Below are 12,691 nucleotides of genomic sequence, written 5' to 3' on the forward strand. Positions count from 1 at the left end.
GATTGAAGCACGAAGGCCAATCCAGGGTGGAGCGGCGGAAACTCAGTAGGAGGAACTGATATGAAACTGAAGAAAATGCTGTTTGCCGCAGTCTCTGCGGGCGCAATGATGCTCGCAAATCCAAGCTTCGCGGCCACGGAACTGAGCGTGCAGCGCTTTTTCGGCGCCTGCGATGCCGATTTCGGCACCAACACCGATCCCACCAAAGCCGTTGGCGAATGCGGAATCATCACCTCGCTGATCAACAAGTTCAACGCCGACAATCCCGATGTCCACGTCAACGTCACCACCGTGGAATGGCCCGGCTACGATCAGCTGACCGCGCAGTTCGCTTCAGGCGACGCTCCGGACATCGTCACGATCCATGAATCCGTACTGTCGGATTATCAGTCGAAGGGCCTGTTGATGCCGCTCGACGATCTCTTGAAGTCAGTCGGCGTGACACCCGACGCCTTCACCGACGCGGCGCGCAATGGCGCCACCAAAGACAGCAAGATCTATGGCCTGCCGATCGACAGCTGGACGATGCTCTATCATGTCAACATGGATCTTTTCAAACAAGCCGGCCTCGTCAGTGCCGACGGCACGCCGATTTTTCCAAAGTCGCCCGAGGAACTGCTCGCCCAGGCCGAACAGTTCAAGCAGAAGACGGGCAAGCCTTATTTCGTCCAGAACCTGACCAATGAGACTGCGCTCTACACACGCAATCTCTACACTTATCTTTTCCAGCAGGATTCCGATTTCTTTGCCGATCCGAAGCATGTGAAGTTGAATACGCCGGAAGCCAAGAAGGTCGTCGAGATGTACAAGGCGATCTTCGAGAAGGGCTACACCACCAAGGACCTCGATTATGGCGGCTCGATCAATGCCTTCCTTGCCGGCGAGGGTGGCGTCCACCTCAACGGCACCTGGGTGGTCGGCGATTACAACGCCCAGTCCGAAACCAAGGGTACGGCGCTCAACAAGGGCGGCTATGCGGTTTATCCGTATCCGCAGCTGTTTGGCGGCACCCACGCGCAATATGCCGACGGCCACACCTGGGCCGTGTCGCAGAAAGACCGCACGCCTGAACAGATCGCGGCCATCGGCAAATTCCTGAAGTTCTTCGCCGACAACGACTTTGAGTGGTCGCGCACCGGTCACCTGCCCGCCTACAAGGCCGTCATCACCTCGGACGCCTTCAAGGCCCTGCCGCATCGCAACACGATCTCTGCGGTCGCCGACCTCGGCAAGCCGCTGCCGTCGGCCGTACAGCGCCAGTTTGCGATCCAGGACATTATCGGCGAAGAGATGAGTGCAGCAATCAGTGGCCAGAAGGACGTCGACACCGCCCTTGCCGACATGGAAAGCCGCGTCAACGAATTGCTCGCCAACATTTGACCACGGGTTTCGAAAGGCCCTCCCAAGGCGCCCCCGCGGCTGGAAACGGCCGCGGGGTTTTGGTGAGGCGGTGGTTGCAGTGGTTATTGCGTGACTTGCCCGTGGCGACCGGGTCGAACACGCCAATCACGGCGCCGCAACCTCGGCAGCAGCCGACGCGAGCCCTGACTGGAGGATTCCGCTAGAACGCCGCGGCCATGGGCATTGCGATCTTGTTGGGGATCTGGATGTCGATCTCCAATCTCGACGTCGTTTCGCCGTGATCCATGCTCACCTGCAGGAAATCCTGGTCGACCTGAACATGCCGGGCGATCACCGCCATGATCTCCTCGCGCAACACGGAGACGAGATCGGGCTGGTTGCGGCTTCGACGCTCGTAAGCCAACAGCAGTTGCAAGCGCTCGCGCGCCACGGGCGCGCTGCCGCGGCGCTTGAAGATATCGAGCAGGTTCATGCTGCCCTCCTTCCCAACAGCCGGTCGAGGAGGCCCCTCCGCTCGAAAGGCAGAACGACCGGCAGGTCCTCGCCCTCGAGTCTTCTTGCCGCGTCGATATAGGCGCGTGCGGCGGGGTTGGTGTTTTCGCTGAGCGTAACCGGCGCGCCCACATTGGATGCGCGCAGCACGTCCTGGCTCTCGGGAATTATTCCCAGCAGAGGCGTGGACAGGATCTCGAGAACGTCATCAATGCTGAGCATCTCGCCGCGGGCAGCGCGGGCAGCGTCATAGCGCGTGACGAGGACGTGTTTGGCAATCGATTCACCTTGCTCGGCTTTCATCGTCCTGGAGTCGAGCAGGCCGATAATGCGATCGGAATCGCGGACCGAGCCCACTTCCGGGTTGGTCACGATTACCGCCTCGTCGGCAAAGCGCATGGCAAGTTGCGCGCCGCGCTCTATGCCGGCGGGGCTGTCGCAGAAGACGTAGTCGAAAACCGATCGCAGCTTGTCGATGACATCGGCGACGCCTTCCTCGGTGAGGGCATCCTTGTCGCGCGTTTGCGAGGCCGGCAGCAGGAACAGCGTGTCGAGCCGCTTGTCACGGATCAGCGCCTGCGAAAGCTTGGCAGTTCCCTGAATGACGTTGACGATATCGAAAACCACGCGCCGCTCGGCGCCCATGATCAGATCGAGATTGCGCAGGCCGACATCGAAGTCGACGAGGGCCACCCGCTTGCCGGTTTTCGCGACCGCCGCGCCGAGAGCGGCCGTCGAGGTCGTCTTGCCGACACCCCCTTTGCCGGATGTGACAACCACTACCTTGCCCATATTTGTGCCTCCAATGTTGTTAGTTGAGCGGTGCGACGCAAAGTGCGCCGTCCTCGAGAAAGGCCTGTACCGGCCTTCCTCGCGAGGAGGCGTCCATCTCCTCGGCGGTGCGGTACCAGCCGTCTACCGCCAGAAGTTCGGCTTCATTTTTCCGGCAAAAGATACGAGCCGCAGAATTTCCCGTGGCGCCGGCGAACGCACGCCCACGCAGCGTGCCGTAGACGTGGATCGACCCCCCGGCGATGATTTCGGAACCGGAACTGACGGAGCCGACAATGACCACATCGCCATCGGGGTGAAAGATCGACTGGCCGGAGCGGATCGGTGCCTTGATCATCAATGAGTTCGGCGCCTCCGGCTCTTCCGTCTTGGCCTCAGCGGCGGCTTTTGGGTCCGGCTGCACGTAAAGCGCGTCAGCGGTGGCCTCCTTGGCGCCAACGAGGAGCGGCGGCAGATCAGCATCGAGACCAACATTGCCGTCCGCCTCGATCGCGTAGATGCGAATCCCGCGCTCCGCGAGTTGTGAGACCAGATCTTCGATCTCGCCCGCCTCGGGCTTGAGCATATTCAGGTCGAGCACGACCGGGCGACCGGCAAAGAAGCCGGGAGAGTTTTCGGTCCAGTGATCCAGGCTTTGCAGCCATTCCCCCAACGGGGCCTCAGGGGTGAGGGTGAAGGCTACAAACGAGCGCGCTCGAAAGCGTATGGACTTGTTTTGGATGGGAGCGACGCAGGTCACAGAGGCGACTCCTTACTGATTGGTTAAGGCTAGCCCGGCATGGTTAACGAACAGTTAATGGCGGCCTTCCGAGGCTTCCATTCTTGCTGTTTCGGAGCGCACCGACGGTCGATCTGATTGGACCCTGGAGACCCTCGCCGTTGCCGAAGACCGGCCGATGGGCGGAAATGAGGCGTTGCGACGGTGCGGAGGTGCCATTCGACCTCCGCACCGCAATCGCCATGGCACTTTTGTCAGTTACCCATCATCTGCTTGGCGTTTTCCGGCGTGATCGCCGTCGTTGCAACTGTGACCGTCGGCTCGACGGATGTGGCGCAATCGAGAAGAACCGACTTTGCCATATCGATCGCCTCCTTGGCGCCCGTCGGATAAGTGAAGGTTGCAGCCCATTCGCCTTCGGCAACGGCCCGGATGCCGCCGGCAGGACCTGGCAATCCGTCGGTGCCGATGATCTTGATCTGCCCTTCCTTGCCGGCGCCCTTGGCGGCAAGGCGCGCTCCGGCGGCCATCATGTCGTTGCTGGCGTAGACCATCTTGATATCGGGATTGGCCTGAAGCATGGCTGCGAACGCCGTCTGTGCCTTGTCCGGCAGCCAGTCCGCCGCCTGCTCGGCGACGACCTTGATCTTGTCGTTCTCCTTGACGCCGTCCTTGAAGCCGTTGAGCCGTTCCACGGCAGGGGTCGAACTGGGCAGCCCTTCCAGAACGGCAACTTCACCGCCGTCAGGAAGCAGTTTCGTGGCGGTATATTTGCCGGCTTCGAAGGCGATCTTGTAATTGTCGCCGCCAATAAAAGCCGTGTAGTCCTTGCCCGGATCGCCAACCGTCTTGCGGTCGAGCTCGATGACGGGGATGCCGGCCTCCATGGCCCGCTTCACCGCCGGCGTCAGCGGCGATGCTTCGAAGGGCGATATCAGCAGCAGGTCGACCTTCTGGGTGATGAAATTGTCGACCTGTGAGGTCTGGGTGTTCACGCTGCCGGCGCCATCGGCGATCTGCAAGGTGAACTGGGACACTGCCTTGGCGGCGGCGGTGAGTTCGTCATTGACGTGCTGGCGATACGGCTCGGCATTGTTGGCCTGAGAAAAGCCGATTACGAATTCGCCGGTCTTGGAGCAAGCCTTGACCAATGGTTCCGCAGCTTGAGCCCCTCCGGCGGCTGCGAGAAAGGTCCCGGCAAGCAGACACGTTTGCCAGGCCCTTTGTCTGCTATTGCGTGTGCTCCTGATAACCATGGTTGTTTCCTTCCTGTCGATGCCCTTGGCTCGACTGTTGGTTTGCTGAGCTTCACTCTCCCGACGCCGGGTAAGCTGGCGTTCAGGGGTCTTCCAATGTCGCCCACTTAACGGACCAGACCTTCGCGGCGACGGACGAGGGACTGAAGAACCGCCGCCAGGATGATGATCGCGGCTGTCGCGAGCAATTGCAGGGCGGGTGTGATGTTGTTGAGTTGCAGGACGTTGGCGAGCGCGCCGAGCATGATCGTGCCGGCGACCGTGCCGACCATCGATCCGGCTCCACCGAACAGGCTGGTACCGCCGATGACGACCGCGGCGATGGCGGTAAGTTCGTAACCGGCGCCGTCATTGGCACTGCCGAAGTTGAACTGCCCTGCATGGACGATGCCGGCGAGAGCGGCCGCGAAGCCGGTGATCGCATAGACGGTGATCTTGACGGCGGACACCGGAACGCCCGAGAGGCGCGCCGCCCGCTCATTGCCGCCGACGGCAAAGACATAGCGGCCAAAGCGGGTCGTGTTGAGAACCACTGTGGCGATCGCCGCAAAAGCGATGAAGACGATGGTTGCCACCGGCACCACATTGTTGAACAAGCGCTCGCCCAGAATGGCAAATACCGGAGGGGCAAGCCCGGGTCCGTCGCCATAGGAGATGTTGATGTACTCGTTGCCCGAGACGACCAGGGCCAGACCGCGCGCGGCCTGAAGGCCCGCGAGGGTGACGATGAAGGGCTCAAGGCGGAAGCGCGTCGAGATCGAGCCCTGAACGGCACCGAAGACCACGCCGGCAAGAAGCACGGCAAGGATCGTCGGCACGAGGCCAACGCCACCATTGATCATCATCGTGGCCGTGACGACACTGGCCAGGCCAAGCAAAGCGCCAACCGAGAGGTCGATCCCCGCAGTGATGATGACGAAGGTCATGCCGATCGCGATGATGCCGGTCTCGGACACGGCGCGTACGATGTTGGCGATGTTGTCCGGGGCGATGAACAGTATCTGTCCGTGCCGGCGCGGCGAGAAGATGATGCCGCCGATCACGACGACCACCAAGCCGATCAGGCTCTGGAAGCGGACGATGAGTGCAAGCGGATCGCGCCGCTTCTGAGCTGTCTTGCCGCTCGGCAGTTCGGTATCCGCCGTGCTGGTGTCGGACATCAGGAGGCCTTTCCGGTTGCGGCGGCAAGCACCGTGTGTTCATCGACGCCGCGCTCGAATTCCGCCACGTTGCGGCCCTCCCGAAGAACCACGATGCGATCGCATAGGCCAATCAGCTCAGGCATTTCGCTCGAGGCGACGAGTATGCCGAGGCCTTGCGATGCCAGATCGCGAAGCCTGGCATAGATTTCCGCCTTCGCGCCGACGTCGACGCCACGCGTCGGTTCATCCAGCAACAGCAGCCGCGGATTGCCGAGGATCTCCTTGGCGAGCACCACCTTCTGCTGGTTGCCGCCCGACAGCGCGCCGACCGGGATGGCCGCATTGCGCGGTCGTATGTCGAATTGGCCGAACGAGCGCGCCACAGCGGCTGCTTCGCGTGCAATCGACATGAAGCCGCGCGGCGAGATTCGTCGCAGCACCGACATGACCAGGTTGCGGCCGACCGCTGTACGCAGCATCAGCCCGCTTCCTCGCCTGTCGTCGGTGACGAGGGCGACGCCGGCCCTGCGCGCAGCTCTGATGGACTCGAGGCGCACCGGGCGATCGTCGACCTCGACGGTGCCGGCCCAACGGCCGGCCAGGCCGGTGCCATAGAGCGCGCTGAGCAACTCGGTACGGCCGGCACCCATGACGCCCGCCAGGCCGACAATTTCGCCCTCATGCACGTCGAGCGAAACGTTTTGGGGAACCTGCCAGCCGGCGCTGGCTCGAGCGGGATGGAAACGGGCGTCCTTGAGATGAAGGAGCCGGCGACCTGCGGTGCGTGTGCGTTTCGGGTAAAGGTCCTCCAGAGGCCGGCCGACGAGAAGGCTGACCAGTTCGGCCTGTGGTGCGTCCGGGGCTGTCGTCCCGGCCACGCGGCCATCGCGCATCACCGTTACCCGGTCCGCAACTTGGGGAACTTCCTCAAGCCGATGCGAGATGTAGATGATGCCCACGCCGGTGGCACTGAGCTTGCGCATGATGGTGAAGAGCCTGTCCACCTCGCTGACCGTCAGGGCCGCCGTCGGCTCGTCCATGATCAGGACACGCGATGCATAGGACAGTGCCTTGACGATCGCCACGACCTGACGATGCCCGATCGACAGTTCGCCGACGGGCCGTTCGACATCGATGTCCAACTCGATGGCGGTCAGCCGGGTGCGGGCTTCTTCGCGCATCCTTGCGACATCGAGAAAACCGCCGGGCTTCACCAACTCGCGACCGAGGAAAAGATTGGCCGCGACATCGAGGCCAGGCACGAGATCGAGTTCCTGGAAGATCGTGGCGATGCCGGCGGCCTGCGCTTCGCGCGGATTGGCAAAATGCACCGGTGCGCCATCGATCGTGATCGTTCCTTCGTCAGGGGCGTGCACACCGGACAGGATGTTCATCAATGTCGACTTGCCAGCGCCGTTCTCGCCCAGCAGGGCATGGATCTCGCCCACGCGCAGTTCGAAATCGACGCCGCGCAAAGCGTGAACGCCACCGAAACGTTTAACGACGCCATTCATGGTCAGAAGCGGCGAAGTCATGCCGGTCTTCCGCAGGATGCGCGCAGGCGCAGCGTTGGCTCAAGGCGAACCGTGCGTCGTTGGCCATCTGGAAGTCCAATCCGCTCAATCAGCAACGCGGCTGCCTGCCGGCCCAAATCCTCGCAGGGCTGTTCGACCAGCGTCAGTCGCGGCTCGAAGTAATCGGCCCATTCGAAATCGTCGAAGCCGACCACCGATATGTCCCTGGGGACAGCGAGCCCTCGCTCACGGACCGCGCGCATCACGCCTATCGTCGACAGATTGTTGCCGGTCACCAGGGCAGTCGGAGGCACCAGCAGCGACAACAGCGCATGGGCGGCGGTGCTCGCACTGGCGGTGGTCGCGTTTCCCGTCACGACGTAGTCCGGCACAAACTCCAGGCCGTTGGCCTCCAGTGCCGCGCGAAATCCGTTCATGCGCTCCAGCGTGGTGGCAAATCCCCGCTGTCCGGCAACAAAACCGATGCGGCGATGTCCGAAGGACACGACGTGGTCGATCAGCGCGCGGATGGCCTCGAAATTCTCGACACCGACCTGATCAAAGCGATCGTCAGGTAGTCGGTCGATCAAGACGCAGGGCAGGGACCGTTCCGAGAGATATCGCAATGCAGCTTGCGGCGCGGCAGAGGGCGCCAGGATGATCCCGTCGACGCGTCGCTGGTGCAGTGCCTGGACGACAGCCAGTTCCTTGTCGGAATCGTCCTGCGTATCCGACAGGAACACCATGAGGCCAAGGCGCGCGCACTCGGTCTCGACGGCGCAGATGATGTCGCTGAAATAGGGGTTTGAGATCGCCGAAATCGCCAGGCCGACACTGCTCGTCGAGGCCAGCTTTAGCGAGCGTGCGACACTGTTGGGCATATAGCCGAGAGCAGCGATCGCCTCGCTCACCGATCTGGCAGTGGCCGGGGAGACATAGCGGGTTTGATTGACGACGTGTGAAACGGTCGACACCGACACGCCTGCCCTGCGAGCGACCTCGACGATCGTCGTCATCGCGGAGCTGTCGCGCTCGACGTGGTGACGGGCAAGCGCACGCACGCTCCTCCTCGAATCTTGCGTTTCCCAGTCTCACAATCTTTGAATCCGCCTGGGCGGCCGTTGTGACTTTCCGAAAGCTAGCGCCATCGAAACGTTTGCGCAACCGGTTTTCTGGCTTGATGTGACTTGCTTGCGCCGAAATCAGCCAGGACTTCCGTGCCGGCCATCAGCTGCGGCTGGATGCCACCGCGATCTGTTGGCCGGGCGCGACAACTAGAGCAAGGCTTCGTACCGATCGCCAATCTTGTCGACTGCGAAATCCGCCGCCCGGCTTTTCAGGACGGCAGCAGGGGTGGGGTGGTCCAGCATCTCGGCCATCGCCTTCGCCAGGGCTGCGGCGTCACCGACCGGCACCAAGGTGCCGAAACGGCCGTCACCGAGTATCTCGCGCGGGCCATGCGGAGCATCGGTGGAGATTACCGGGACACCGGCAGCCATGGCCTCGACCAACACGTTGCCAAAGCCTTCGCTGGTGGATGTAAGGACGAACAGATCGGCTGCGGCATAACAGGCTGCCGGATCGTTGACGTAGCCGGCAAAGAGCACTTCCCCGCCTATGCCGGTCTCTTCGGCATAGGCGTGCAATTCGGCAGCCAGCGGACCTTCGCCGAAGATGACAAGCCGGGCAGGGCGGCCGGCGCGCAGGGCAGCGAAGGCCCGCAGCAAAGTCCGGTGGTCCTTGACCGGCACCAGGCGCCCGGCCGTGGCGATGACCGGGCCATATCCCATCGCTGCCAATTTTGCCTGCCAGGCATAGGAAGTCCCCTGCGGTGCTTCAGCCGGCGGCAGCGGGTTGCTGATGACCACGACCTTGGATTCGGGGAAGCCGCGGGCGATGATGTCACGGCCGACACCCGCCGAAACGGCGATGGCTTTGGTCGCGCGCGCTGCAACCAGCGCGGAAAGCCAGATCGCCAGCCTCGCGCCGAGGCCGCTCGCAGGCAGCGAGGCGGCGGCGTGGAAGCTTGGAAAGAATTTTGCGCGGCTTCTGGCCAACATGAGTGACAGCGCCATGACCAGATTGGCGAATTCCGGGGCACTATAGACCGCATCAGGATCAAGGCGGCGGAACAAATTTGCGCTTCGCACGATGCCTTTTAGCGTCGCCGACTTGGCGTAACCCTCGCCGCGCAAGAGAAGGCCGAAGTCGACCAGATGCACGGCGGCGGAGCGCAGCGCCGCGTTAGGCCCTTGCGCGTTCCAGGTAAAAAGCGTGACCTCGTGGCCACGCGACGCCATTTCATTTGCCATCAGGACGAAGACACGCTCGGCGCCGCCGCCTCGCAGGCTGGCGATGTGGAAAACGATGCGCTTCGCCATGCCTTGCTTCAGGCTCGGCTGGCAGCAAGGTCTGATCTGTTCGGCGGCCGGCGCATGTCGCGGATAATGCCCATGCCAATGGCCAGCAGCATGCCCAGGGCAAAGCCTGCGAACGCTCCTGCGCCTGCCACCAGGGCAGTGCGCGGGGGCCATGAGCGCCCTGGCGGGGGCACCGCGGTCGAAATCACCTGTACGTTTGTGGTGTCGATCTGCTCGCGCTCGCTGATTTGGCGCGCACGTGACAGAAAGCTCTCATAGACCGCTCTCTTCGAGGCCGCATCGCGTTCAAGCTCACGCAGGGCGACTTCGGATTCGCTGTCGGTGAAAACGTTGCTCTTCAGATCGTTCATCCTGGCGTTGAGAGAGGCCAACGAGGCCCTGGCCTTGTCCAGGCTGGACTTTGCCGTTCCGACGGTGCGGGAGAACTCGGCTCGGAGTTGCGAGTTGACGGTCTCGAGCTCCGTCCTCAGCCTGACAATCGTCGGGTGGCGCGGACCGAAGGTCATCGACTGTGAGTCGATCTGCTGTCGCAGGCTGTTTGACCTCTCGCGCAGCGCCGCGAGCGCTTCCGAAACCGTGGGGTCGGGATTGGCCCCATTTATACCGGAGGCAACCAGGGCGTCGTAGCTTGCCTGCGCGGCGATCACGCGCGATTGCGCATCGACGATTTCGCCGTTGAGCTGCGTCATCGTCTGCGAACTGACGAGCTGGCCATTGCTGGAGGACAGGTTGTGGCTGCGCCTGTAGCTCTCGACCTTCTCTTCGGCTGCCTGGACGTCGCTCTTGAGTTGGCCAAGCCGGCTGTCGAGGGCAGCCGCGGCACGGCCGGCACCGGCAGCTTCGGCCTTGGCCAGTTCTTCCTGGAAGTTTTTGACTATGGCCTGCGAGATCAGGATCGCTTTGGCAGTGGTTTCCGCGGATACCGAGAGGGTTGTGACAAACGAGGTTGGGTCCGCAGCGGCGTTTACCCGGTCCGCCAGGTTCTTCAAGGCGATAAGCTTCGGGTCGGGCTTCGCCACCGCGCCAGACGTAGACGTGCTCCGGTCTGGATCGAAAAACTCTGGATCGTGAGTCAGATTCAGTTCGTCCACCACACGGGAAAGCACGTTGCCCGAGGTCAAGATGCGCTGCTTGCTGCGTGTGTTGAGCAGCTGGCTATCGACCTGGCCCGGTTGTGAGTAGAGGTCGTTTTCCACAACCTGCAAATTGGAGGGGTTGATGAGTACCTCTGTCGTGACGGTGTAACGCTGCTTGCTCAGCAATGCATAGGCGCCGCCGACAATGCCGCCGATTACCGCCAGCATGAACGCCAGGGCGAGACCGGCCCGCAGCCAGATGAACAGGCGTCGAAAATCGAGCTCGAGGAAATCGCCGATCTTGTCCAGGGTCACCGTCGCGACAGGCTCGGATGGTTGCGGCGTCACCGGTGCGGAGCTGCGCGCCGCGACTGGGTCATGCTGTTGCAGCATCGCCCTGCGCCGCGCATTGGCGATACGCGCGAACGCACTGTTATTGGAAGCCGTCGCGGAGATGGGGGGTGTGCCGGAACCGGCAGACATGGTGACAACCCTTGTTAAATCGTTACGCTTGGCCTGCTCTACAGAAACATCGTTAATATCTTATTTTCCAAGCTGGCCCATTTTGCCGTTCATCCCCCCTTCCGTCCGGCGGACGTTGAAGGGATTCGTTGCCCAGAATTTGGCGCGCATTCTTGCCGTCGCCCGATTTGCGTCCGCAACCGGTGAGTGATTTTCATGAAATCGGTAACGCGCACTTAACGGCGCGGTTGTATTGAAAAGATGGCAATGCCTTTTGAATGACATCTGAAGCACTGACCGCGACCTGCAGGATGGCGTCAGTCGCCTGCAATTGCAGGAGAGGAACGTGACGAAATTCTATTCGGTCCAGTATCTTCGCGCCTGCGCCGCTTTGTTGGTTCTGTTCGCGCACGCTTTTTCCTACCAGATCGGCATAGATAATCCGATTATCGTGACTGCGGGCCGCCTTGGTGTCATTCTGTTCTTCGTCATTAGCGGATTCATAATGGTCTATATTACGGGGAGCGGTCCCTTCTCTGCTCCAACCTTCCTGAAACGCCGAGCGATCCGGATCATCCCCCTCTACTGGCTTTTCACAAGCGTCGCCGCACTTCTGGCAGCTCTTGCACCAAGTCTCTTCCAGAAGACCGTCTTTACGTGGCCCCATTATCTCCAGTCGCTGTTCTTCGTTGTCCACCAAGCGCCCGAACGAGATGGCGTCAGCCCAATTTTGTCACTCGGCTGGACGCTCAATTATGAGGCCTATTTCTATATCGCATTCGCGGTGCTCGCATTCCTATCGGTGACCGCGCGCGCATTTGTGTTGACGGTCTTTTTCATTGCGATGTGGCTGGCCGGGCTGTTGATAGCTCCCACCAACCCTGTTCTCCAGTTCTATCTGAACGCTTCGCCGGTGGCCTTCGTCGTCGGCATGTGGATAGGCCGGCGCTATCTGGACGGCGGCTTTGCTTCCGACACACGCCATGTCTGGCTACTCGGCCCTATGGCCGCTGCAGGCGTGTTGCTTGCATTCGTCGATGACGGCACGCCGCTGATGAGCCAGATCAGCTTCGCGGGGCAGGTAATGTGGGCCGCCAGCCTGCTTCACCTTGGCCTCATTCTGGAACCGAAACTGAAGCACTGGAGCCTGCTCGAAGAGCTCGGCAACGCCTCCTACGCGCTTTACCTGTCGCATATCTTCGTGATCGGCGCCGTAGCCTACCTGGCCAGGCGCACCATCGGCTACGACCATCCGGCAACAGTGTTGCTGGTCTCGGTGGTCAGCATCGTGACTGCCTGCATAGCCAGCCTGGTGATCCACCAGATGATCGAGAAGCCGATTCTTCTCATTCTGAACGGCAGAAGGAAGGTTAGAGCCACATCGCTTCCTTACGCTGCCACGGAGAACAAATAAGGAGACCGTGCAAACGTCCGGGCATCGAACTTAACGGTTGTGGCAAACGCATGGCCCGGCATATTTTGACAACACACACGCC

General features: G+C 61.7%; 11 protein-coding genes. 2 read left to right on the forward strand and 9 right to left on the reverse strand.

Annotated features, from left to right (window positions below; genetic code table 11):
* The first annotated feature begins 60 nt into the window (after positions 1–60).
* Entirely contained in the window at positions 61–1,380 is a 1,320-nt protein-coding gene (locus NKH71_RS13525; protein WP_023720710.1) for an ABC transporter substrate-binding protein, read from the forward strand.
* A 181-nt stretch (positions 1,381–1,561) separates the two neighbouring features.
* Here NKH71_RS13525 and minE read toward each other — a convergent pair whose 3' ends face one another.
* The 9 genes from minE to NKH71_RS13570 all read right to left on the reverse strand — a co-directional run bounded on the left by minE (position 1,562) and on the right by NKH71_RS13570 (position 11,216).
* On the reverse strand, positions 1,562–1,834 hold the full coding sequence (minE, locus tag NKH71_RS13530) for a cell division topological specificity factor MinE (protein ID WP_023720709.1): 273 nt from the start codon (positions 1,832–1,834) through the stop codon (positions 1,562–1,564).
* Positions 1,831–2,646, reverse strand: coding sequence for a septum site-determining protein MinD (gene minD, locus NKH71_RS13535; RefSeq protein ID WP_352895116.1), 816 nt, complete (start codon positions 2,644–2,646; stop codon positions 1,831–1,833). The genes minE and minD overlap by 4 nt, the downstream gene beginning before the upstream one ends.
* A gap of 19 nt (positions 2,647–2,665) precedes the next feature.
* Entirely contained in the window at positions 2,666–3,385 is a 720-nt protein-coding gene (minC, locus tag NKH71_RS13540) for a septum site-determining protein MinC (protein ID WP_031194495.1), read from the reverse strand.
* A 233-nt stretch (positions 3,386–3,618) separates the two neighbouring features.
* Positions 3,619–4,620, reverse strand: coding sequence for a substrate-binding domain-containing protein (locus tag NKH71_RS13545; protein ID WP_031194494.1), 1,002 nt, complete (start codon positions 4,618–4,620; stop codon positions 3,619–3,621).
* Between the two features lie 107 nt (positions 4,621–4,727).
* Positions 4,728–5,780 carry an ABC transporter permease gene (locus NKH71_RS13550; RefSeq protein ID WP_352484056.1) on the reverse strand — a complete coding sequence of 351 codons (1,053 nt, stop codon included), beginning with the start codon at positions 5,778–5,780 and terminating at the stop codon, positions 4,728–4,730.
* A complete protein-coding gene (locus tag NKH71_RS13555) occupies positions 5,780–7,297 on the reverse strand; it encodes a sugar ABC transporter ATP-binding protein (protein ID WP_352494489.1) in 1,518 nt (505 codons plus the stop codon). Before NKH71_RS13555 ends, NKH71_RS13550 begins: the two co-directional genes overlap by 1 nt.
* Positions 7,294–8,292, reverse strand: coding sequence for a LacI family DNA-binding transcriptional regulator (locus tag NKH71_RS13560; protein WP_352494544.1), 999 nt, complete (start codon positions 8,290–8,292; stop codon positions 7,294–7,296). Before NKH71_RS13560 ends, NKH71_RS13555 begins: the two co-directional genes overlap by 4 nt.
* A gap of 258 nt (positions 8,293–8,550) precedes the next feature.
* Entirely contained in the window at positions 8,551–9,657 is a 1,107-nt protein-coding gene (locus NKH71_RS13565) for a glycosyltransferase (RefSeq protein ID WP_352494488.1), read from the reverse strand.
* 8 nt (positions 9,658–9,665) lie between these two features.
* Entirely contained in the window at positions 9,666–11,216 is a 1,551-nt protein-coding gene (locus NKH71_RS13570) for a GumC family protein (RefSeq protein WP_352494487.1), read from the reverse strand.
* 325 nt (positions 11,217–11,541) lie between these two features.
* Here NKH71_RS13570 and NKH71_RS13575 point away from each other — a divergent pair, with 325 nt between their 5' ends.
* Positions 11,542–12,609 (forward strand): acyltransferase family protein, encoded by a 1,068-nt coding sequence (locus NKH71_RS13575; protein ID WP_352788062.1) that lies wholly within the window; start codon positions 11,542–11,544, stop codon positions 12,607–12,609.
* The last annotated feature ends 82 nt before the right edge of the window (positions 12,610–12,691 follow it).

It is taken from the genome of Mesorhizobium sp. M0983 (assembly GCF_040318975.1).
Classification (GTDB): domain Bacteria; phylum Pseudomonadota; class Alphaproteobacteria; order Rhizobiales; family Rhizobiaceae; genus Mesorhizobium.

Bases quoted from the DNA above. Each gene is read 5' to 3' on its own strand.
- NKH71_RS13525 (WP_023720710.1), top strand. From the start codon at position 61: ATGAAACTGAAGAAAATGCTGTTTGCCGCAGTCTCTGCGGGCGCAATG.
- minE (WP_023720709.1), bottom strand. From the start codon at position 1,834: ATGAACCTGCTCGATATCTTCAAGCGCCGCGGCAGCGCGCCCGTGGCG.
- minD (WP_352895116.1), bottom strand. From the start codon at position 2,646: ATGGGCAAGGTAGTGGTTGTCACATCCGGCAAAGGGGGTGTCGGCAAG.
- NKH71_RS13545 (WP_031194494.1), bottom strand. From the start codon at position 4,620: ATGGTTATCAGGAGCACACGCAATAGCAGACAAAGGGCCTGGCAAACG.
- NKH71_RS13550 (WP_352484056.1), bottom strand. From the start codon at position 5,780: ATGTCCGACACCAGCACGGCGGATACCGAACTGCCGAGCGGCAAGACA.
- NKH71_RS13555 (WP_352494489.1), bottom strand. From the start codon at position 7,297: ATGACTTCGCCGCTTCTGACCATGAATGGCGTCGTTAAACGTTTCGGT.
- NKH71_RS13560 (WP_352494544.1), bottom strand. From the start codon at position 8,292: ATGACGACGATCGTCGAGGTCGCTCGCAGGGCAGGCGTGTCGGTGTCG.
- NKH71_RS13565 (WP_352494488.1), bottom strand. From the start codon at position 9,657: ATGGCGAAGCGCATCGTTTTCCACATCGCCAGCCTGCGAGGCGGCGGC.
- NKH71_RS13570 (WP_352494487.1), bottom strand. From the start codon at position 11,216: ATGTCTGCCGGTTCCGGCACACCCCCCATCTCCGCGACGGCTTCCAAT.